Origin of the sequence: Mangrovitalea sediminis (assembly GCF_002514725.1) — a bacterium.
Classification (GTDB): domain Bacteria; phylum Pseudomonadota; class Gammaproteobacteria; order Pseudomonadales; family Oleiphilaceae; genus Mangrovitalea; species Mangrovitalea sediminis.
Genome location: NZ_NTLB01000004.1, coordinates 183798 through 204733 on the forward strand (window position 1 = coordinate 183798; position 20936 = coordinate 204733).

Here is a 20936-nt window from a genome sequence, read left to right on the forward strand (position 1 = left end):
CTCAGGGATGCTGCATCTGTCGAATCAGCTCTCCAAGCGTTCGTGCCGCCTGAGCCGCTGCATCGGGATTGTCCGCCATCCGAAATAGTGGCGAATCATCGCGCGGATCGTATACCCAGCACTCCAGACGGGTCGCCAGGCAATCATCGCGCACCAAGGGGCTCACCCCGTAAACCGTCATCATCGACAGGCTGACCGCTGCCTGGCCATGCTCGTCGAAACGCGTTTCCTGAATGAGCAATTGCCCAGCCTGACCCGCACTCACCCGATAACGGACACCTTGACGGGCATTAGGGCGCTGAATTCGCTGCCCGCCAGTCCAGGCATGAGTTGCCAGAATGCTATTGAGGTGCGAAATCAGCGCATCGCGGGGATTATTGGTGAGATACAGCTTTTCCAGCTGTTTCAGGTTTTGCTCATCGCCAGTCGCCTTGATGGTAGCTACCGGCTTCTTCGAGGACAGGGTCGAATGGGCTCGCTGAGACTCATCGATTGCCGTGATCATCTCTAACGCGCGCGTGTAATGGGCTCCCTTCTGACCCGCCGCCACCACGTAGGCATCCAACGCATCCCGAGCCTCACTCAACTGCCCTGCGTGATACATCACCCGCCCCCGGAGAAACAGGTATTCGTCCGGTTTCTTCTCGACCTTGAGGGCTTCGATATGATTGAGATAGCGAGAGGCATCGTCCCAGCGCTGCGTTTTCACGGCCTGTTCTGTCGCCAGGACCAGGCGACGCATTTCATCCTGGGGAGGCAACGCCCAAAGAGATGTCGCATAACAGCACAGCAGCAGGATTGCTGCCGACAACGCGTTTTTCATAGGCCACCACCTCGGATCCGGTCACGACCGCTATCATCTCCACTCGGAGGACAGGACGCAACCGCCTACTAGGGACTTCAGACCAAAGTCACTGCCACCGGATCAGTCGACGATAATGGTTTCTTCTGCAGAATCATCATCACCGTCGCACCCAGGCAGAGCCACCGGAGGACGGCCGCTCCAGGGAAACGCAGCCATTCCACGTTGCTGGAGACCACGCCAGGAGACATACGCCAGAACCTGCATTCTGTGCTTCATCATAGGGATCAGTGCTCGTCTCTTTGTTGTTATTGCACCCATTTTAAAAGTGGCACCGATCCCATGATGTGAACCAGTCTTCATTCGGACAAGCCCGTCATCAGCCTGCCCGATGTATGCTGAGCGCCTCCAGCTTCTGTCGCAATTCCCCCTCGACGGGGACCGCCGCGTGGGACGCCATGTCCATCAGGGCAAAAGTCACCATTGCGTCGGCGACCAGCGTTTCCGTCCCGTGCAACCAGATGGTCTGCGACACCCGACAGCTTTTTTTACCAATACCTTCGATACGGGTTCTGATTTCGAGATGCTCTCCGGGGAAGGCTGGTCGCCGATAGTTAATATTGGCGTTAACCAGGACAAAGGCGAGTCCTCGCTCCGTAAACGCTTCCACCACGTCATTAGCCTCGAACCAGGCCCAGCGAGCCTCTTCCAGGAACTCCAGATAGCGGGCATTGTTGACGTGACCATAGATGTCGAGATGGTAGCCGCGCACCTTGATCAAGGTAATATGAGCGGGTTCGGCCTGAGCATTGGGCAGCATGAACATTCCTTGGGCAAAAGGCACATTATCCGGAGAACGAGGTCACGGCTTCAGTCGGCCTAGGGCGCCGACTCCCGATCGTCCGCCACCGGCGCGTCGATATCGACATCCACCTCAGCCTGATCCATGACGGCTTTCGGCAACTCCTTCCGCACCCTCACGCCCAGTTCGACAAAACGGTTGGCCTGGGAAATCAGGTTGCCGCGACCTCGAGTCAGGGTATTCATCGCCTGGTCGAACGAACCCTGCGCCGTATGTAACTGCTGCCCCAAGCGCTCCATATGCTCGACAAAGACGCGCAGCTTGTCATACACCGCACCCGCGCGATCGGCTATCTGGCGTGCATTCTGGCTTTGCCGCTCGTAGCGCCAGATATTCTCAATGGTGCGCAGCGTCGCCAATAGTGTTGTTGGCGTCACCACAACGATCTTGCGTTCGAAGGCATCGGCAAACAGCTTCTCGTCATACTGGAAAGCAGCGACAAAGGCCGGCTCGATGGGCATGAACATGAGCACGAAGTCCGGGGAATGGAGACCGTGCAATTGACTGTAATCCTTCTCGCTGAGACTGCGGATATGGGACCTCACCGCCTCGACATGGGCCCGCAGGGCCTGGTCACGAAGCTCGTCCGTCTCTGCGCCAACATATGCCTGATAGGCCTCCAGGGAGACTTTTGAGTCGATAATAATATGTCGCTCGTCCGGCAGATGGACGACCACGTCCGGTCGCAACAACTGCCCGTCGTGATCCCGGTAACTCCCCTGGGTATCGTATTCCACTCCCTTGCGCAGACCGGAGCGCTCGAGAACCTTCTCCAGGATCAGCTCCCCCCAGTTACCCTGGATCTTCTTGTCACCGCGGAGTGCCTTGGTCAGGTTCGACGCTTCCTCGGTGATCTGTCGATTAAGCTCCTGGAGCGACTTGATCTCGCCACGTAACGCCTCGCGATCGCGGGTTTCGTTGGTGTAAACATCATCGACGCGCTTGCGGAAGTCCGCCAGTTGATCGCGAAACGGGTTGAGCAGGCTGGATAAGTGGTTCTTGCTTTGTTCGCTGAAGCGCTCGCTCTTCTGATCGAAAATCCGGTTAGCCAGATTCTCGAACTCCTGCTTGAGCGCTTCACGGTTCTGTTCCAGCAACCGCAGTTTTTCAGCCGTGGAACGCCGCTCTTCCTCGAGAGTGACTTCCAGTTCTCGGGTTTTGACCCGTTCAGCGCTTAGCGCACCCTCTATCCCGGCACACTTCTCCTGCCAGCTATCCCTCTCCCGCTGAAGCTCGACCACCCGCTTCTCCAGGCCGCCAATATCACCTTCCAGGCGCGACAGCCGTGATTGCTGTTCCAGTAGCTGGCGACGCCCGGTTTCAACTTCGGCCTGTACAGCGTCATGGCGGGATTCCAGGTCCTTTCGCCCACTTTCCAGATGGCGACAATGCTGTTCATGAAGCGCCCCCTGCTGCTCCGCCTCGCGCAGTCGCACCATAAGATGCTCGCCGTTGTCCTGGGCAATGCGCAACTGTTCCTGCAGTTGATCACGCTCTTGCATCAATGCCTCGAGCACACCACCAGAGTGCTGACGCCGCCACAGAGCTAGCGCCAGCAGAACCACACCCACCAGCAAACCGCCGAGAACCAGTGGATACCACGCAGATAATGCCGTCATTTCAGCCGGTTGCACCAACACCACTCCTTACATAACAAATTTGCCAAGTTTGTCTCTCTCAACCGCCCGGGGCATGCTACATTTGTGGAAGAGACCTTTGTAATCAATTGTTACAAACTGTTCGAATGATTGATCATGCACGCCATAATACGGGTAGGCTTTCTGGAAACTCCAGTCATGCAGCACCATCCTGCGTCTTCCGTCGTATAACGATCAGGACAGTGAAGGAAAACTCGGCTAGATGGGCTGAATGCCCCGATAGAAGCGTGCATGGAGTGCTTTAACCGTTAGAGACCGTCGTGGAGTTGGTGGACGTGGTCCTGAAATCCCTTTGGCGCAGACAGTCACGAGCCTCGCAGGCATCGGAGCCCTCCCAGCGAAAAGCCGGATTTTCGCTGAGCGACGCCTTGAACTACACCTGTGAACACCACTTGCAACGCCTGCAAAAACTGATAGAACTCCGCTACGGCAACAACTTCGATTATCAACAGGAATTGGGCCTGAAAAAGCTGATCCGCTTCGCCTCGCAGCTGCAGGAGCAGGACATCCAGCGTGAACTACTTCTTTTCTACCTTAACTGCCCTCCCCAGGTACAAACTTTCCTGCGCAGCACCGATGTGCTGGACGAAGCACACTACCTGAAAAACACTCCGCTTCCGAAGCGTGACTGACAGGCTTTCAGCCTGCAGCCAAGACTCCCTTTTTCGGCACATCCACGCTGACGGTACAGGTCATTCCCGCCGCCAGGGTGACCCCTGCCGGAACCCTGACCAGGCGAATACGCACAGGAATCCTCTGTGCCAGACGAATCCAGTCAAAACTGGGATTGACGTCAGCCAATAACCCCCGATCCTGGCCATTCGTAATCGCGCGCGCGATTCCCTCGATCCGCCCCTCGAGGCGGGGACCACCGCTCATAAGGCGCACAGAAACCCGATCTCCCTTGCGCAGCCCCTGGATCTTGGTCTCTTCGAAGTACCCTTCGACACGGAATGAATGACGATCGACCACGGCCATCATCGCCTTACCTGCACTGGCGTAATCTCCCACGTGAACCTGCAGGTTGGTGACATAGCCGTCAACAGGCGCCTGTATTTCGGTGCGAGCCAGGTTGAGACGCGCCGCCGCAACGACGGCTTCCGCCGACCGGACCCGTTGTTGGGCCACCAGTGCTGAAGCTTTTGCCGCCTGCAGACTCTCGTCTGAGATAACGTGATGGCCAAGGTGCTCACGGCGACGAGCCTCCGCCCGCTTCTGCGTATAATCGGCCCTGGCCGCATCCAGGCTCGCTAGCGCTTCCTGCAGGGCAATGCGATAGCGACTCTGATCGACGACAAAAAGCACCTCACCTTTTTTGACCAACCGGTTGTCACCGACATCGACAGCAGTCACCAGTCCGGAAACATCCGGTGACACCGAAATCACATCTGCCTGGATCCGAGCATCCCGGGTCCAGGGACCATACATATAATGATTCCAGAGCCTGTAGGCGAGCACCGCAGCAATCACTACAGTCACCATCGTGACACCTACCCGCAATCCTTGACGCCACATTGCCCCCCTCCTATTCAAAAGCGCACATAGAGGCCCACCAAGCTAAAGACCGCCACAATCAACCCAATTCGAAACAGCGCAGGATGCCAAACCCAACGGAAAACCCCGATTCTGGCCAGCATCAACTCAACGCCCGCATAACCAAACAGCACCAGTAGCAGCTGCAGGAGCAGCCCCGGAATCAGGATGCCGCTGAAAGTGAATTCATGAGGCATGGATAGCGCCCTCCACGGCGGTCAGCGTGAGATCCGGGGTAGCGAGCGCATCCCAATCCAGTAATGCCAACTCAAGTGCCAGCAACGCCGAAAATCGTCGTGCCGCAGACACATCAGCTCCCTGTAATGCCTGCGCCAACTGAAGGCGCCTCGCCTTCACGGCAGGCAGGATATCGCCAACCGCGAAATCGGCCCGGAAAGCCATCGCCGCCGCTACCTGCGACAGGAAACCGGCGTCGATAACGGGATCGTTCTCATCCCGCAACTGCAACAACGCCAACCCCGCCGCCAATACCGTCAGCCCTTCATCGACCCACCGATTGCGAATGGCCTCCCCCTGCATCGGCTGGGTCAGGATTTGCGCCAGCCGGTCCCGTACCCGGCTTTCGAAGCGCGCCCTCGCGTGCTCATCCTCATCAGACAACGCCCTGCCGACCTCCCGGATCAGACTGTGCCGCACACGGCGCTGAACCCAGCGGCTCTGAGGCGGCATAAAGACGGCATAAGCCAGAATGGCCGCGCCCAATCCGATGAACGTCGCCAGACTCTGGTTGAACAGCTGTGTCATATCGAATGTCATTGTGTTGGTCAGGTTCTGCCCGGTCAGCAGCATCAAGCCGAAACCGGTACCGATTCCGGCCGTCTCCTGCCGAGCCATCCACCGGGTACCGATCAGCAGAAACGGCAGCATCGACACCGCGAGCAACAGGAAACCGTCCATGCGAGGCAATACCAGGCCGTAGAAGGCAACCGCAGCCAGGAAGCCCAGGGCAAAGCCCTTCGACATGCCAACGGCCGCTTTCACCGGGTCTGGAGAAGCTGCAAACAGGGAGCTGCCGACAGCGGCCAGCATGATGGCGTAGAAACCGTAGGTCCAATCCGAGGCAATCCAGAAGACCCCGACGGCCAATACCGCAGAGAAAGCCCTCAACCCGGCCAACGACGCCAGCAGGGGGTCAACCTGCGAGGCCGTCGGAGGAATCTCGCGCTCCACCGCATCCTGCGCGGCCGACAGCGCCGCATAACTTTCCATGTACGCCAATACTTCATCGCCGAATTGGCGCAGCTGAAACATCGCTGCCAGCAGGGCTTCATTCGACGACACCGCCAGCGTTTGAGAGAGCGAGGCCAGCGTCGCCTCGACACGCACATCCCAGTTCGACAGCAGCTCGCGAAGGCGAGAAGCGACAGGAACAGCCTCTTGGGCCGATGCCGGAATCCCTCCCGTCACCGTGCGCAGGGCACGATCAAGCTCCGCCGCCATACTGTCGAGCAGCAGCAGGCTCTGGTCATCCGCATAAGGCATCGCACGACGCACACGGTGATAGCTGTGCAATGAGGTCACGGCCTGCATAAAGTCCGCATTAAGACGACGCAGCCTCCCACTCCGCAGCCGGCTATCCGGGGCCTCGAAGTGACTGCCGCCTCGCAGCAGTTCCAGATTGACCACATCGCCGGCGAAGCTCATATGCGCCTCGCGCAACGCCCCGGAAGTCATTTCGGTAGTCAACACCTGCTGACACAAGGTGAGGAAGCGGCACACCTGACCACGTACCAGCCCGATCAGGCTCGATACTGTCGACCTGGGAAAAACAAGCACGCTCAACAGGCCGCCACACAGGATACCCAGACTGACAACGGCCACACGGTCGATGGCCACGTGATAGGCTAGCGCAGGCGTCTCGACGGCGGGAAAACCCACCAGGCAGACGGTATAGCCCGCCAGGATGAAGGCATAGGCACGAAAACTCCGATACCAGGACGAGCCCACCACGGCCAAACCGACCCACACCGCCACGGCCACCGTGAATAACAATCTTTGCTGGGCAAACAGCATGACGAAAACAACAGCCGCTGTGCCGCCTGCGACGGTACCGAGGATTCGGTAGAAGCTTTTCTCCAACACCATCCCAGCCTGGGATAGCGATACGATCAACACGGTAACCGCAGCGCTGCCGGGACGATCCAGGTCGAGACGGAAAGCCAGCCCCAACGCCAGCAACACGGCGCAGGCAGTGCGCAGTGCAAACAGGGTCTGCGCCCCTTCCTCTCGCAAAGCCTGAAGAAACTCCGCACGTTTGGGCAAACGCTGACTCACGGATTTTCTCCCGCATGCCCAAGGTTGTGCAGTTGACGGCGAAGCCCCGCTTCCAACTCCGCCCTTTCTACGGCATCAAAGCCCGTGTAGCGCTGTTCCCAAAGTCGCCACATGATGGGCTGCGCCGCCTTCAGGCACTGCTCCCCCGCCGCAGTCGGCAATACAAAAACGCGTCGGCGGTCGGTCCCGTCCCGCCGACGGTGAATCAGGCCGCGCTGTTCCAGGTCATCGCAAAGATGCGTAATGTTGGTCGGTCGCTCCCCTGTGGCCTTCGCGAGTCCCGAAGCCGTCAACGGATCATCCTGGCAGGAGAACGTCATGACCAGCACCTGATACTGGACATAGGACAGCCCCAGCGGTTTCAGGCGCTGATTGGACAACTCCATCATGCGCTTTTCGACGTTGGCGGCCAGGCGAGACACAAACGCCTGTTCAAAGGGATAGCCCGGAATCCGGCTTCGCAGACCTTCCAGCACACGCTCCAAAGCTTCCAATGTATCCAGTTCGGTTGTCTTTTGGACCATACCCCGCCTCCCGCACATTCGCATGCTGCCGAACACTTAATCCATAATCAAATATTCCAATTTTGGATTTTATAGACACGCTCCCCAACTGGCAATACGCAGTATCGCGAGAGTCTAACGATCAGAAAGATTTCAGCGCCCGGCGAAAGGCAGCTCGCCATCGATAACTTGTTCCCCTGAACAGGGATATCTCCCTGCGTTAGCTGCCTGACCTCTTACCCGGAGACCATCACATCCAGCTATACCGCCCGATACTGCCCCTGGTAAAGCCGCCACAAACAGCCATCCTCATCCAGACGCAAGAGGGTGAGCCAGTGGTTGTCCACTAACTGTTGCACGACGGGCTGACGCCTCACAATGGCTTGCAGTGAGTCGGCGGGAGCCCGGACAACAACACACAGACGTTGTGGCCGGTGACGCCAGTTCTCACCATCATGCACGGACTGTAAAGGCAGCCCGATGCGCAGGTCGCCGCCCTGGCCTTCCAGCACGCCGACCGCCCCCACCAGGTTGTGCAGGATCTTGTTTCCACTACCGTAATGCTCGGGATCGGAAACCGAAGCGTTGTATTGCATGTTGATCCAATGGGTAACCACCATGGGAGCAGTGAGGATGGCCTCGAGCCGGGCAAACCCTTCATCCTGCTCCCAGCGATAGTCATGCAGAAAACTGCGACCGTCGAAGCTCAAATGCCGTGTACGGTCACGCGGGGCGACGATAAAGCAGGCGTTATCGGCCAAGCCCCATTCCGGACGCACCTGCGATCCGTCAAACCCGCGCCGACGCAGGGACTCGCCATCTGTCTCCCCCAGCCGGGGGGCGCGCTCCGCCCGCGCTTGACGGGACGCGGCCACAAGCCATTCCTGAACCGTCTCCTGTACTGGCGAGAAACAATGGAGTTCATCGCTGGTGGTGTCATGCAGGGCCGCGATGAAGCGGCAATCGTCGGGCAAATCGATACCCTGTTCCTGCTTCAACAGCGCGCGAACCGCAGGATCGTTTACCAGTTGCGCGAGCACTCGCACATTCAATTCGCCGCTCTGGCCACCGCAGGCACCGCAGTCCAACCCTGCGGCATGGGGGTTGTTACAGCTGGTGCTGCCATGCCCAACCAGCAGTACCAGTGGCGCCGGCCGGGTCAGCTCCATCGCTTTGAGGATATTCGCCACAAGCGCCGCTTTACGGTGGTTGTCGAGTGGGCCATCTGCATCTTCCAGCACGAACACCCCATCATAGTCGCGGAGCCGACGGTTCAGGGCGGGCGCCGGTGCCGAGGGCCACAGGCTGCTGCGTAGCAGCTTGAAGACATAACCCAGTCCAGCCGACTCGACGGCACCAAAGGTGGCAGGAGAAGCTTGCGTCAACCGATGCCAGCGCCCTATACGCTCCAACACGCCCTGATTCTGCTGAGCCGGAGCCGCTTCCGTCACCCATAAAGTGGGCGCCAAAAGTCCTGGCAGTTGTGGCCGGCGATAGTCACCGCCAGCCGGCCGATAGCCGATAGGTAGTCCGAAAAATCCGGCAAACCCCCGCGTCTCGATAGCTGGATCCTGAGCTTCCAGCGCGCGACGCATGGGTTCGGAGCGGACATCGATACAGAACACCGCCTGCAAGCGGGGCGACTCGCCAGGCGAGGGCTGCACTGCCAGCTCCCGGGCCAGTTCCTGCTGATACGCCATTTCCTGCGCCCGCTGCCAGACGCAGGCAAGGCGCTGATGCTCGCGGTGCGCCTCAATCATCATTGCCAGCGACTGACGCTGCCATCGCGACAACAACGCAGGCCCGGCGAACTGCAGCGTGATCCATTCCCAGGCAAGCCGAATGGCCAGCAATTCGCCTAACCTGTTGGTGGTAACACCCGTCTGCCCCGCCTGCCAGTGAAGATAGGCCGCCGCGGAGGCCCAACCGTTAATGTCGAGCAACCAGCCATGCCCCAGGTCCGCCGCCATCGTGTCGTCAAACCCCAGCGCCTCCCGGGCCATCACCAGCATACGCTCGGGGCTTTCCGGCAACTGGCCGAGCAAGTCCGGCAGCGTGGGACAATCCATCAACAGAGCCAGTCCCTTTTCATCGCGGCAGTGGGCCAACCAGTGCTGGTAGAGGCATCCGTCCGACTCCCAGTAAAGCGCGCAGCACCGACTGATCTGATCGACGACCATGTCCAGCCAGCGCAAACCGTTGGAGCGCTGGTAGAGGGCCGCCAATGAATGCCAATGAGCGGGTGCCGGCAGGTCATCAGCGGCCCTCACCTGCTCGGCATCCACACCGGCCTCCGCCGCCGCCTCGACGAGCACGGCATCGCCGATACCCTGTGCGCGATAGTGGCTGATCGGCATCAGGCAGCGAATACCTCCCAGCGCCGCGAGCTTCGCCGCCACCTCCTCAAAAGGCCGTTCGATCATTGGCCACCAGGGGTTCACGGCAATCAGCCGGTCCAGGGGCCAGGCAGGTGCGATGCGTTGACAGGCGTTATGCAATGCCTTCATGACAGAGACTCCTTTTTCACAATGGCACAGGTCGGTTGCTTGATAGCCGGTGCGGGCCACAGCCTGAGCGTGGCGCGCGTCGCCCAGTGGTCCAGGAATAAACCAGCGTAGAGCCAGTGCCTCAGCGTCACCGCACGACGGTCGTCCAGTCGCCGGAATCCCGCCACCAATACCAGCGCCAGACACAGCACCCAGGCCGTAGCCATCCAGCCGGGAGCGGCCAGTGGCGGCAACAGGTGTTCAAAGAGACTTTTCTGAACCAGATAGACCCCCGTCAGCAGCAGCGCCCTCCCGGCTCCGGCCAGCCAAAGCAGCGGAGCGAACAGCGCCAGGACGGCGGGCGCCACTCCGGTGAGTAGCAGGATCGCGGTCAGCAGTACCGCGACGGGCAGGTTGGGCCGCAGCATTCGCGCGCCGACATGGCGTTCGACCAGTACCCGATTCACCCCATCGCCGGCATAGAGAAAGCTGTGTGCCTTGTAAAAGCTGTGAGCAACCAGATGCAATAACGCCAGGGCGTAGAAGCCGAGGGCGCACTCGAGCAACATCAGCCCCATCTGCGCAGAGGTGGACCAGGCAAGGCCTTCCTTCACCGACGTCTGCACGCTCATCGCCAATGCTGCCGTCACCAGCGTCGTTCCGGCTACCACCAGGATCAGCGCCTGAGCCGCCGGCGACCCGCTGATCAGCGGTGCCGCCAAAATCAGCACATAACCACCCAGGTTAATGACGCCGGCATGCAACAGCGCAGACACCGGCGTCGGCGCCTCCACCACCTGTATGAGCCAGCCATGCACAGGAAGCTGCGCGCATTTGATCAGGGCCGCCAGCGCGATCAATACCGACGCGGTTTTTTCCGCTCCGGTGAGGGGACCCGACACGCTAAACAGTTCGTTCAACCAGAGGCTGTGGTGTTCCAGGTATAGGATCAGGAAGGCGCCGCCGAGTGACAGCTCAGCCAGTCTGGCGAAGATGAATTTCTTATGCGCGGCCAGCTGTGCACGTGGGCGCTCCGGATAGAACAGCAGCAATTGGTGCAAAGCCAGGCTGATACCGACCCATCCTGCCATAAACACCAATACGTGATTGGTGACGACCACCATCACAACGCCTGACAGCAGCCACTGCAAACCCCGCAAAAACGCTTCCTCGCGGGCATCTCCGGCCAGATAACGGTATGAGAAACGCAGCACCAGCCAACCAATGCAGGTCACCACCAGCAGCACCACGGGAGAGGCAGGATGCTGACTGAACCAGTGCGAAGGCACCCCATGACCGAGCCACTGCAAGAGAGCGTTGAGCAGGGCCAGAAGGAAACAGAGCCCTCCCACCCGCATCGCCATTGGCCAGCGAATTCTGCTCAGGGCTGCCAGCGGGTAACTCAACACCAGCAACGTCAGCAGAACATCCAACAACACAACTTTCATTCCTCGCCTCCTCGTCAGCGGATTCGGGAAGGGAGTATCACTGGGACAGAAAGTTAAGTAAAATAGATTTAATACTACAAACCGTTAATAAAAAACGAACGATGAGCCGACTCAATTACCACCATCTCTACTATTTCTGGCAAGTGGCACGCAGTGGCAATCTGACACAGACGGCGCAACAACTGCATATTTCGCAGTCCGCTCTGTCCACACAGATCAGGCAGCTCGAGGACAGCCTGAATCAGCCACTCTTCTTCCGCCAGGGACGCAAGCTGATCCTCACCGAAGCCGGTCAGCAGGTGCTGGGCTATGCCAACGATATCTTCGCCAAGGGGGAGGAACTGGAGGCGCTCATGCGTCGCGGTATCAGCCCCCAGCAGCAACAGTTGCGCATCGGCACAGCAGCTACCATGTCGAGGAATTTCATTGAGGAGTTCATCTCGCCACTGCTGGGGAATCCATCGCAGCGCTTTAGCCTGCAGAGTCTGTCGATGCCCGCACTGCTCGATGGATTGGCCAACCATGAACTGGACCTGGCGCTGACAAATACCAATGTCGGCTCCGATCCGCAACGCCCCTGGCAGGTTCAGCGTATCGCCAGCCAACCCTTGTCTGTCATCGGCCCTCCCGAGCTAAAACCCGAGACCGAATTCCCCAAGGGCTACGAAAGCCTGCGGTGGCTCCTGCCCGGGCAGCGCAGCGAGATGCGTCAGGGCTTCGCGGCATTCTGCAGTCTCTGGCATTTCGCCCCGAACATTCAGGCGGAGGTCGACGACATGGCAATGCTCCGCCTGCTGGCGCGTGACAGCGGCGGCGTGGCGGTGATGCCCAGTGTTGTCGTGCGGGACGAGTTATCAAGCGGGAAGTTGGCGGTGTATTTCGCCATCCCGAATGTGTTTGAGCACTTCTATGCCATCACGGTGCAAAAGCGCATTCAGCCCGATGCACTGCGCCTGGTTATCGACCAGCAAAAACATAAGTGGGACTGAAGCGTTTCTCAAGGAAGAGCGCTGGTTAGCAATGGACTTCACTATGCCCACGGACAAATGAACGCGAGTCAGCGATGGTTGACGCGAGCACAACCTCTTCTACTATCTGAGCCCTCATCGCTATCACTCAAGGGTGTTGTGGAACAGCGACCATACAAACGCTCAAAACGCCGGGCAGCCCAACGTCGGTATAGACGCTCCACAAAAACGCGCCAAAGCGGCAGGGCCAGCAGCTGCCAGATACCACCCAGCGCCGTGTGCTGCCACGCCCTTATGCTGGCATCGACACCAGTCAACCAGCGCCCTTCTTCCGTGCGCAGATGCAATACCCGCAGCAGCGCTTCAATATCGGGTAGGGCTTCGTCCGTTGAGGGCAACCCATGGATGTCGATCAGCTGCAAATTTGGCCCTTTCAAGCGCTGAAGTACTGCCATTTCCTTTCGACAAAGCGGGCAAGCACCATCGAAATAAAGATAGTCCATCACATCACCTCTCCTGACACCGTCTAACATACGCAGCTCGCCATATGGCGGATTCGTCAGGGGCATAAAACAGAGTATCTGTTGTGAGGACACTATCAGCATTACCTGCGGCGCGTATGGCACCAATCCGGACAGCGACGCTACCAGGAAATATGTCGACAAGCAGGGAAAGATGGCCACAGGGACGCAGCCGACTGAAAGTGGGAAGCTCGCTTCTGCTGGGTTATTGCATCACCTGCGAACGCTTTCCAAAAACGACAAAGCCCGGCTCTTCCGAGCCGGGCTTCGTCATCGAAATAATTGGTCGGGACGGAAGGATTTGAACCTTCGACCCCTTGCACCCCATGCAAGTGCGCTACCAGGCTGCGCTACGCCCCGACGGTCGCTAAGAGTATCAACCTCAGCGGCTGCGAATATTACACGAAGCTTTTGGCAAAATAAACAGTTGATCCTGCGAAAAAAGGCCGCCGGACTACAGGCTCCGTGCCTGCTTGATCGCCAGGTATCGGTTGATCACATTGGTTGTCAGGTCGCGAGGTGTACTGTCGACAAGCAAGACCCCCTTACCACGTAACCTGTCCTGCATTGCTCGCCGCTGCTGGGCAAAAACGGCGCTCCCCGTCACCCGCATGGCCGTGTCGAAATCGACTACGTCCAGTTGCCGGGAACGATCCAGAACCGGTTCGCGCAAATTGGCGACGACCACAAGGTGTCGGCGACCGACCAGTTGCACGAATTGCTGGATATCGCCATCGTCCTCGCCCCGCAGGTTGGTCAGCAGCAAGACCAGGGAGCGCTTGCGCTGACGTGCCATCAACGACTCTGCCGCCGCCAGATAGTCAGATGCCCGGTTGCCGGGATACAGGTCGTAAAACTGATTGAGCAGCCGCGAAATGCGCGCCGATCCCTTGAGCGGCGGAATCCAGCGCTGCTCCTCGCCAAAGCTCAACATCCCAACGGCATCGCCATGGCGCAACGCCACATAGGACAGCATCAGGGCGGCATTCAACGCATGGTCGAAATGACTCAGCCCCTCGTCTCGCGACATCATCCTATGTCCGCTGTCGAGGAGCAGTACGACGTTCTGATCCCGCTCATCCTGGTAATCCCGCGCGACCAGCGCCAACCTGCGCGAGGTCGCCTTCCAATCAATCTGACGCAGTGTGTCGCCGTCCCGGTAATCCCTTAACTGAAGGAATTCAGTGCCCTGCCCTCTGCGCTGCCGGCGGTGGGTGCCCGGCAACTGCCGGGCGGTTTCCGCCTGCAGCAGCTGATAACCGGGAATCGCACTGAAATCCGGGAATACGCGACAACGGCTCTCCAACGGATACCAAAACTGAAGCTCCCAAAAACCGAACATCGACGGTACGCGAGCCTCCACACCGGACAACGTCAGCGGTCCACGCTGCATGGGACGAAGCCTATAGGTCACCCGCGTTTGCCGTCCGAGACGCAACTCACCAACCAAAGGCAAAGTACGCACTTCATGACCTTGTGGCACCTCGTCATAGAGACTGAACGCCATAGCCCGATCCTCAGCCGTTGTCAGCGTCAGGCTCACTTCCACGTCGCGGCCAACGGCCAGATTGACCGGCACTTCCCGCTTCAGCGTCCATGCCGGCGCCCGGCGCGACGCTAGCAGGTCTATTCCGCCAACCAGCAAGACCGTCGCCAAAACAACGTAGCCCAGATGCTGGGCTTCATTCACATGACTGACCCGAAACACAGCCATCACCGCAAACACCAACCCGAGTGCCATGACAGCAGACAGCACCCACAGCAAGCGTAAGGAGGGGCGACAACGCTTCAGCTTCATTGCCGGGGCGCTGCAACGCTGTCGAGCAGTTGATCGAGCACCTGATCCGCCTGGACGCCTTCGATTTCCATGTCAGCGCTCAATTGCAGCCGGTGTCGCAATACGGGCTTGGCAATGGTCTTGACGTCGTCCGGGATGACAAAATCCCTGCCTGCCAGGAAGGCCTTGGCTCGCGCTGCCATAACCAGATTGATTGCACCACGCGGTCCGGCTCCCCGCAGCAGCCCCCGGTGCTCCCGGGTGGCCCGGCTCAGTGCTACCGCGTAGCTCAATACAGCAGGGTCCAGCGTGACGGCACGGGCGCGGGCCTGCAGTCCGAGCACCTGCTCCGGCCCGGCGCAAACGGTCACGTTCTGCATGTAATCCATTTCGCTGGGTGTCGACGCAACCGCCTGGACCAGTGCAATTTCATCCTGCTCTTGCGGGTAATCGATAAACACTTTGAGCATGAAACGGTCGAGTTCGGCCTCCGGCAAGGGATAGGTCCCTTCCTGCTCTATAGGATTCTGCGTGGCCAGTACCATAAACGGCTGCCCCACCTGAAGGGATTTGCCTTCAATGGTCACCTGATGCTCCTGCATAACCTCCAGCAGTGCCGCCTGGGTCTTGGCCGGTGCGCGATTGATCTCATCGGCCAGCAACAAATGCGTAAACACCGGTCCCCGGCGAATCTCGAAACGCCGTTCGTTCATGTTATAAAGCGCATGCCCGGTGACATCGCTAGGCATCAGGTCCGGCGTAAACTGGATCCGTGAAAAACGCCCGCCGAAGGTTCGTGCCAGCGCTTTGACCAGCAACGTCTTGCCCAGCCCCGGCGCCCCTTCGAGCAGCACGTGCCCTCCCGCCAGCAACGCTGTCATCACTTCGTCGATCACAGCATCCTGCCCCAGTACGACACGTCTTAACTGGGCAACAATCTGCTCTGCCAGCCGATGGTCGTCCTGAAACGTCGTTTCTGCTTCGGGAGAACTTTGGGGTGCATCGGTCATAATCGATTCCTGATTGCCTGCAACATATTTACGGTATGCGTAAAAGCGTCTCCGTCATTGGTAGACGCCGACATGGCCTCTGCAATACGGGACGGCTCAAGTCCGGTTATACCGGCCAGAAAGGACCACCGGTCGTCCGCCGATAACCGGGCGAAGTCTGCCCGGTGACGCTTGCCTCCCTCGATCACGTCCCGCCGCAATGCCTCCAGCAGCGACCCGGAATGACCGGTTCGCCAAAGATAGCGGGCCGAGGCGTCGAGATGTTCCGCCAACCGCCGACGCTGACGCCCTTCAACCGACTGCAAAGGGCCGAAGCGCGTTCCACGACGCCAGAAAAACACCAACAGCCAACTGGCAAATGCCACCAACAACAAGGCCGCAACCGACCACAGGTAACGCCAGAGTGAAGGCCCCTTTTCGTTGGTCAGCCACCAGAGCGTGCCGTCTGTCGTTAACTGCCACAGCATGTAGGCATGGTCGTAGCAACCGATGTAACGATTGCTCCAAAGGCGTGCGGAGGCCAGCAACGTCACCTGTCCCTTACCGACATTGAATTGGGCGAAGCGAATACCGGTTTTGTCGCCCAGCAGGGCTGCATCGGCATCCTTGGGAACCCGCAGCCGCAGCTGACCGGGAACGGCAATATCGAGAGGGTGCTTATCGCCGTTGAAATGAAACCGGATGGGATGCCCCAGATTCTTGCAGTCCTCTGCCGGTTTATAGGCTGGCCACGGATTCTCCGGGGGCTTTCCCGCTTCCGTCCTGTCATTTTTGCCAGACTCTGAGGTCTTGCGATCACGTTTCTTGGGCTTGAGAGGCTGCTCCCTCACCTGCACCCCCAACGCCTGAAAGATTGGATCTCTCGTGCGTCCGTCGACCTGGATGAATGGATTTTCCGCCGCCATGATCAGTTGCCCGCCTCCGGCCACCCAATGCAGCAAACGCGCGCTACGTGCCGGCGACAGCATCCCATAGGCATCCAGCACGACCATCGCATCATTCCGCGCCGGAAACTTGCGGCTTCCCGGCTGCTGATCCAGGACGGTCAAACCCTGCGTCTTCCTGACATGCAACCCCTGGGCGGACAGGAACTGCCGCGCCGCCAGATAAGGAGCCCGTATGGCTTTGTCTGTGAACCCCATATCCATGGTATGTTTTTCCCAGCGCAGCCGGCTCAGGCCAAGCAGAACAAGGGCACACAACAGGAGTAGCGCCATCGTTCCCCACAACAGGCGCCGGCTCACGCTGACACTCCTGCTGACACGGCCATCTCCCTCTGCACAGCTTCCCAGCCCGCGCGCAGGCGGTTGAAGGTCGCATCGGGCAGCGGGCGATGTGCGTAAGCAACCAGCAACCATTGCCGGGTCAGATCGGCAAGGAACTCGGCCCCGTCCACGTTTTGCGCACGGGCACGGCGTAAACAGTCCGTTTCAGTATCACCTGTGCGGCAGACCAACCCCCGCCGCTCGATCAGCAAAAGCAGGAACTGCCGGTAGAGTGCACCAATAACGGCGCGCTGATTCCCACTCGACCACAACATCTTTAAACGATCCGCTTCCGACTCCGGACCAGAGGTATCGGCATCCTTATCCAGGAAGGTCGGCACCTGCGCAGCCTCCGGCACGCCCTGAGCACCCACCGAAGGAAGCCGCATTCGCCAGTGCCGGTATTGCAGCAGTAGTATGACCAGTATTGCCAGCGCCAGGGCCCAGACCCCGTACTCCAGACGTTTTGCCCAAGCAGCGCTCAGCAGATTCAGCCCCTTTCCCTGCGTCTGCTCTTGGCGACTCCAACCCGGCCACACTGGCGTTCGAACCGTCACCCGATCATGGAAGTCGGGGCCTGCCAACACCGCCTTGACAGACTGCTGTGCGCTTGCGGGCGTCAAGCTTCGGTCAGCGGCATACGCGGATTGATGGACGAACGCTCCCGTACAGAAGATCGCCAGCAGACAGGTCGCAGCCACCCGACCGAGACGCCCGGCAATGCGCCGAAACAGAAGCTCCAGGTCCCAGGCCTCCAGATTGGTACGCCGATTGAGGTACAGGGCAAAGCCGCACCCCACATAAAAAGGCGCCACCAGCATCATGCCGGCCAGCGTTGTCATAAAGACCAGAGGGGCATTGTCGAACAGCATCTTGACGGTCAAATCGCCGAAGATGGCCTGCGGGACCATCACTTTCAAGACGATCCCTATCGAAAGCGTGATCAGCCACTCTGCATTGGAGGCGATACACAGTAACCAGAAGGCCGTGCCGGCATCCTCTCGATGCAGCACCTGTATGCGCGAACGATATCCGCGACCCCGCTGCCCTTCCAGCACAGCAACCGGCATGTCGAAAGAGCGGTAGGGGTTGAAGCGACGCCAGGTCAGCAGCGCAAGGGCATGCTTCCCGGCCAGTGCCGGCCATGCCTTTATCACAGCCCGCAAACCCGGGTCCTCTCCGAACACTCGCCGGCTAAGGAGATAGAGAGGAGCCATTTCATACAGCGGCTTCAGCCACCAGAAAAGACCCAGCTTCCAGCCGACGGACAATGGCAATGACAGAAGGACCAGCGCCACGGGCACCGCCAGTGCCAACCAAGCGACCTGGAGGGAGCGCCACCAGCGACGCACTAACACGCAGCCCAGGTCGATGGCTTCCGGCGCCGGCCGGGGACGGGGGACGAACTGGATATCCTCAGGTCGCACGACGGCGTCCCGCAAAAAGGAAATAGAAGATCACGCTGGACCAGAAGAACAGTCCGGCCGAATATTTGTACCAATTGGGCAAGGCATTATCCGAGGACCAGAACGCCTCCAGACTTGCTGCAATCACCAGCATTCCAGTCACCCCGTAAAGCAGGGACACACCCACCCCGGCCGCTTCACGCAACGCTGTCAGGCGAGTCCTGCTGCCGGGCATGATCAGGGCCGCACCAAGGCGCAGGCCTGCCGCCCCCGCCAACGCGATAGCGGTTAACTCGAAAGCCCCATGCCCCACGACGAAAGGAAAGAAAGTTTGATGGTACCCCACGTTCTGCATATGCGCAGACAGCCCGCCGAATATCAGGCCGTTGAAAACCAGCTCAAAAACAGCCCCCATCATCAGAAAAAGTCCACTGGCAAAGCAACGGAAGGCAATGGCGATGTTATGGAAGATGTAGAAGCCAAACATCTGAATATTGGTATCCGACGCGCGTGCCTGCCCGAGATGCGCCAGACGGGGGTTATACATGGATTCGAAATTCGCAACCTGATTGGGATCGAACAGGCTATAGACGAGTTTGGGGTCCAGATGAATCGCCAGATAGGCAAACAATGCTGGCACTACCAGCAGAAGAATCGCCGGCACAACAACCCGCCATTCCCGCCGGACCAGACGTGGAAATCCGGCCATCGCAAATTGAATCACACGGTCACGAAAGCGATCCCGGCGCACGTACAGTTGATGATGTGCCCGTAACACCCAGTCGTTAAGACGATCGACCAACGCAGCGCCGTAGTTACGCGACTGAGCCTGCGCCAGGTGCTGGCAAAGCAACCGGTAGAGCAGAGGGAGTTCGCCGGTGTCCGGGATATTATTGCGGGATCGCTTCAACGGATGGGTCTTTTCGAGCGCTTCCAGTACCGCAGCAAATTGCGCCCACTGGGCCCGGTGCATCTGCTCGAACTGCTCCTGCCTCACGCCGATCGCCCTATCAGGCTGTTGGCAAATGCCCTGAGACGATTAACGCCCTCTTCCCCGGACTGATGGGTCAGTGGCCCCAGGATATCCGCCAGTTCAACCTGCCGGTCAGCCGACAACTGCTGACGACGCTCGGCGAAGTCGATCAGCCCCCTTTGCTCGACGGTCGACAACGCTACAGGCAGCGGACTCGCTCCGGCATCCGGATCGGGAGCAGCTATAGCCGGTCGCGGCTCGAAGACCACCAAGGTTCCGGCCGCCAAGTCGCCCAGACGCTGAAAACGCTGAGTCATCAACATACTGAACAAACCAAAGACGTAGAACGTCGGCATGATATCGATAATACGAAGCAAGTTACGGATCATAGCGCCACCGAAGGTCAGTGGCGTGCCATCCGCAGACAGGACCCGCAAACGGCAATAGCGCTTGCCAGGCGTCTGGCCACCACGCAGGCCTTCAAATAGTACCGGATAGAACCATTCGAGAAGGAAATAGATAATCAGGAACAGGCCAGATCCGACTCGGCCAAGAAAGTGCAGCGGGATAAAGAAGGCGAGATAGATACCGCAGCGAATCAGCAGGTCAAGCAGGTAAGCATGAAGACGCGCAGAAGGACCAGCTGGCGTCACCACCAACTCAATGCCTTCGGGGGTTTCCAGCGGTAAGCGAGTATCCAGCATCCTTGGTCCAGACTACAAGACGCGGCACATCCTTTGCCCAGGGCGCTCCAGGACAGGCAAAACCCAAAGGCCAGCCATGTATCAACTGGCCTTGAGAACTTCCAATACTTCTTCCAGCTCAGCGATCATCTGACGGATCAACTGCTTGTACTGACTGGCATCGTCCTTAACCTCGGTACTGCTCAACTTCTGCTTCGCACCACCGATGGTGTAGCCCTGATCGTAGAGCAAGCTGCGGATCTGCCGAATCATCAACACATCACCGCGCTGGTAATAACGACGGTTACCACGACGCTTGACCGGCGATAGTTGAGGAAACTCCTGCTCCCAGTAACGCAGCACATGGGCCTTCACGCTACAGAGATCAGCCACTTCCCCAATGGTGAAGTAGCGTTTTCCAGGAATTGGCGGCAGTTCGTTATTGTGGCTGGGTTCCAGCATAAGCTTCCACTTTCTGCTTTAATTTCTGGCCCGGGCGGAATGTCACGACGCGACGTGCGCTAATCGGAATTTCCTCCCCCGTCTTGGGATTACGTCCGGGACGCTGTTTTTTATCTCGCAGATCAAAATTGCCGAACCCGGACAGTTTGACCTGTTCGTTGTGGCTCAGCGCATCCCTGATTTCATCAAAAAAGGCTTCAACCATTTCCTTGGCTTCGCGCTTGTTGAGACCAAGTTCCTCGTACAGGCGTTCAGCCATATCTGCCTTTGTCAAAGCCCCCATT

At 58.9% G+C, this 20936-nt stretch carries 21 protein-coding genes and 1 tRNA gene; 2 read left to right on the plus strand and 20 right to left on the minus strand.

All coding sequences use genetic code 11. From position 1 onward, the window contains the following. Nucleotide 1 precedes the first annotated feature (1 nt). From CLR77_RS10760 to rmuC, 4 genes are all read right to left on the minus strand, one after another. Entirely contained in the window at nucleotides 2-823 is an 822-nt protein-coding gene (locus tag CLR77_RS10760; RefSeq protein ID WP_097460658.1) for a hypothetical protein, read from the minus strand. Between the two features lie 102 nt (nucleotides 824-925). Next, nucleotides 926-1084 (minus strand): hypothetical protein, encoded by a 159-nt coding sequence (locus tag CLR77_RS20125; protein WP_158227178.1) that lies wholly within the window; start codon nucleotides 1082-1084, stop codon nucleotides 926-928. A gap of 97 nt (nucleotides 1085-1181) precedes the next feature. After that, nucleotides 1182-1622, minus strand: a complete 441-nt coding sequence (locus CLR77_RS10765; RefSeq protein WP_097460659.1) for an acyl-CoA thioesterase — start codon at nucleotides 1620-1622, stop codon at nucleotides 1182-1184. 59 nt (nucleotides 1623-1681) lie between these two features. Then, a complete protein-coding gene (gene rmuC, locus CLR77_RS10770; RefSeq protein WP_227519879.1) occupies nucleotides 1682-3298 on the minus strand; it encodes a DNA recombination protein RmuC in 1617 nt (538 codons plus the stop codon). Between the two features lie 284 nt (nucleotides 3299-3582). On the opposite strand from rmuC, the gene CLR77_RS10775 reads away from it, so the two are divergent. Next, entirely contained in the window at nucleotides 3583-3954 is a 372-nt protein-coding gene (locus CLR77_RS10775; RefSeq protein ID WP_097460660.1) for a hypothetical protein, read from the plus strand. A gap of 7 nt (nucleotides 3955-3961) precedes the next feature. Here CLR77_RS10775 and CLR77_RS10780 read toward each other — a convergent pair whose 3' ends face one another. The 6 genes from CLR77_RS10780 to CLR77_RS10805 form a co-directional block, all read right to left on the minus strand. After that, nucleotides 3962-4837: an efflux RND transporter periplasmic adaptor subunit gene (locus CLR77_RS10780; RefSeq protein WP_097460661.1), complete on the minus strand. Its 876-nt coding sequence runs from the start codon at nucleotides 4835-4837 to the stop codon at nucleotides 3962-3964. A gap of 14 nt (nucleotides 4838-4851) precedes the next feature. Further along, nucleotides 4852-5052, minus strand: coding sequence for a DUF1656 domain-containing protein (locus tag CLR77_RS10785; RefSeq protein WP_097460662.1), 201 nt, complete (start codon nucleotides 5050-5052; stop codon nucleotides 4852-4854). Continuing rightward, nucleotides 5042-7150, minus strand: a complete 2109-nt coding sequence (locus CLR77_RS10790) for an FUSC family protein (protein ID WP_097460663.1) — start codon at nucleotides 7148-7150, stop codon at nucleotides 5042-5044. The genes CLR77_RS10785 and CLR77_RS10790 overlap by 11 nt, the downstream gene beginning before the upstream one ends. Then, complete coding sequence (locus CLR77_RS10795; RefSeq protein ID WP_158227179.1) at nucleotides 7147-7674, minus strand: MarR family winged helix-turn-helix transcriptional regulator; 528 nt, start codon at nucleotides 7672-7674, stop codon at nucleotides 7147-7149. Before CLR77_RS10795 ends, CLR77_RS10790 begins: the two co-directional genes overlap by 4 nt. A 239-nt stretch (nucleotides 7675-7913) precedes the next feature. Beyond that, the gene (locus CLR77_RS10800; protein ID WP_097460665.1) at nucleotides 7914-10160 is read right to left on the minus strand and encodes a YbcC family protein; all 2247 of its coding nucleotides are present in this window, start codon (nucleotides 10158-10160) and stop codon (nucleotides 7914-7916) included. Beyond that, nucleotides 10157-11587 carry an NADH-quinone oxidoreductase subunit L gene (locus tag CLR77_RS10805; protein ID WP_097460666.1) on the minus strand — a complete coding sequence of 477 codons (1431 nt, stop codon included), beginning with the start codon at nucleotides 11585-11587 and terminating at the stop codon, nucleotides 10157-10159. The genes CLR77_RS10800 and CLR77_RS10805 overlap by 4 nt, the downstream gene beginning before the upstream one ends. 101 nt (nucleotides 11588-11688) lie before the next feature. Between CLR77_RS10805 and CLR77_RS10810 the strand changes: the two genes are divergently transcribed. Then, entirely contained in the window at nucleotides 11689-12576 is an 888-nt protein-coding gene (locus tag CLR77_RS10810) for a LysR family transcriptional regulator (RefSeq protein WP_097460667.1), read from the plus strand. Between the two features lie 68 nt (nucleotides 12577-12644). Here CLR77_RS10810 and CLR77_RS10815 read toward each other — a convergent pair whose 3' ends face one another. From CLR77_RS10815 to ihfA, 10 genes are all read right to left on the minus strand, one after another. Continuing rightward, nucleotides 12645-13058, minus strand: coding sequence for a thiol-disulfide oxidoreductase DCC family protein (locus tag CLR77_RS10815; protein WP_227519904.1), 414 nt, complete (start codon nucleotides 13056-13058; stop codon nucleotides 12645-12647). 301 nt (nucleotides 13059-13359) lie between these two features. After that, nucleotides 13360-13436 (minus strand) — tRNA-Pro (locus CLR77_RS10820). Between the two features lie 94 nt (nucleotides 13437-13530). Continuing rightward, a complete protein-coding gene (locus tag CLR77_RS10825; protein ID WP_097460669.1) occupies nucleotides 13531-14874 on the minus strand; it encodes a DUF58 domain-containing protein in 1344 nt (447 codons plus the stop codon). Further along, complete coding sequence (locus tag CLR77_RS10830) at nucleotides 14871-15863, minus strand: AAA family ATPase (RefSeq protein ID WP_097460670.1); 993 nt, start codon at nucleotides 15861-15863, stop codon at nucleotides 14871-14873. The genes CLR77_RS10825 and CLR77_RS10830 overlap by 4 nt, the downstream gene beginning before the upstream one ends. After that, nucleotides 15860-17107 carry a DUF4350 domain-containing protein gene (locus CLR77_RS10835; protein WP_158227181.1) on the minus strand — a complete coding sequence of 416 codons (1248 nt, stop codon included), beginning with the start codon at nucleotides 17105-17107 and terminating at the stop codon, nucleotides 15860-15862. The genes CLR77_RS10830 and CLR77_RS10835 overlap by 4 nt, the downstream gene beginning before the upstream one ends. Continuing rightward, on the minus strand, nucleotides 17104-18555 hold the full coding sequence (locus CLR77_RS10840) for a DUF4129 domain-containing protein (RefSeq protein WP_097460672.1): 1452 nt from the start codon (nucleotides 18553-18555) through the stop codon (nucleotides 17104-17106). Before CLR77_RS10840 ends, CLR77_RS10835 begins: the two co-directional genes overlap by 4 nt. Continuing rightward, nucleotides 18545-19531, minus strand: a complete 987-nt coding sequence (locus CLR77_RS10845) for a stage II sporulation protein M (protein ID WP_143269404.1) — start codon at nucleotides 19529-19531, stop codon at nucleotides 18545-18547. Before CLR77_RS10845 ends, CLR77_RS10840 begins: the two co-directional genes overlap by 11 nt. Then, the gene (locus tag CLR77_RS10850; RefSeq protein WP_097460674.1) at nucleotides 19528-20211 is read right to left on the minus strand and encodes an RDD family protein; all 684 of its coding nucleotides are present in this window, start codon (nucleotides 20209-20211) and stop codon (nucleotides 19528-19530) included. The genes CLR77_RS10845 and CLR77_RS10850 overlap by 4 nt, the downstream gene beginning before the upstream one ends. Before the next feature lie 81 nt (nucleotides 20212-20292). Further along, complete coding sequence (locus CLR77_RS10855) at nucleotides 20293-20652, minus strand: MerR family transcriptional regulator (RefSeq protein WP_097460675.1); 360 nt, start codon at nucleotides 20650-20652, stop codon at nucleotides 20293-20295. Further along, nucleotides 20630-20935 carry an integration host factor subunit alpha gene (gene ihfA / locus CLR77_RS10860; RefSeq protein WP_097460676.1) on the minus strand — a complete coding sequence of 102 codons (306 nt, stop codon included), beginning with the start codon at nucleotides 20933-20935 and terminating at the stop codon, nucleotides 20630-20632. Before ihfA ends, CLR77_RS10855 begins: the two co-directional genes overlap by 23 nt. Between the last annotated feature and the right edge of the window lies 1 nt (nucleotide 20936).

Bases quoted from the DNA above. Each gene is read 5' to 3' on its own strand.
- CLR77_RS10760 (WP_097460658.1), bottom strand. From the start codon at position 823: ATGAAAAACGCGTTGTCGGCAGCAATCCTGCTGCTGTGCTGTTATGCG.
- CLR77_RS20125 (WP_158227178.1), bottom strand. From the start codon at position 1,084: ATGATGAAGCACAGAATGCAGGTTCTGGCGTATGTCTCCTGGCGTGGT.
- CLR77_RS10765 (WP_097460659.1), bottom strand. From the start codon at position 1,622: ATGCTGCCCAATGCTCAGGCCGAACCCGCTCATATTACCTTGATCAAG.
- CLR77_RS10780 (WP_097460661.1), bottom strand. From the start codon at position 4,837: ATGTGGCGTCAAGGATTGCGGGTAGGTGTCACGATGGTGACTGTAGTG.
- CLR77_RS10785 (WP_097460662.1), bottom strand. From the start codon at position 5,052: ATGCCTCATGAATTCACTTTCAGCGGCATCCTGATTCCGGGGCTGCTC.
- CLR77_RS10795 (WP_158227179.1), bottom strand. From the start codon at position 7,674: ATGGTCCAAAAGACAACCGAACTGGATACATTGGAAGCTTTGGAGCGT.
- CLR77_RS10800 (WP_097460665.1), bottom strand. From the start codon at position 10,160: ATGAAGGCATTGCATAACGCCTGTCAACGCATCGCACCTGCCTGGCCC.
- CLR77_RS10805 (WP_097460666.1), bottom strand. From the start codon at position 11,587: ATGAAAGTTGTGTTGTTGGATGTTCTGCTGACGTTGCTGGTGTTGAGT.
- CLR77_RS10810 (WP_097460667.1), top strand. From the start codon at position 11,689: ATGAGCCGACTCAATTACCACCATCTCTACTATTTCTGGCAAGTGGCA.
- CLR77_RS10815 (WP_227519904.1), bottom strand. From the start codon at position 13,058: ATGGACTATCTTTATTTCGATGGTGCTTGCCCGCTTTGTCGAAAGGAA.
- CLR77_RS10825 (WP_097460669.1), bottom strand. From the start codon at position 14,874: ATGAAGCTGAAGCGTTGTCGCCCCTCCTTACGCTTGCTGTGGGTGCTG.
- CLR77_RS10830 (WP_097460670.1), bottom strand. From the start codon at position 15,863: ATGACCGATGCACCCCAAAGTTCTCCCGAAGCAGAAACGACGTTTCAG.
- CLR77_RS10850 (WP_097460674.1), bottom strand. From the start codon at position 20,211: ATGCTGGATACTCGCTTACCGCTGGAAACCCCCGAAGGCATTGAGTTG.
- CLR77_RS10855 (WP_097460675.1), bottom strand. From the start codon at position 20,652: ATGCTGGAACCCAGCCACAATAACGAACTGCCGCCAATTCCTGGAAAA.
- ihfA (WP_097460676.1), bottom strand. From the start codon at position 20,935: ATGGGGGCTTTGACAAAGGCAGATATGGCTGAACGCCTGTACGAGGAA.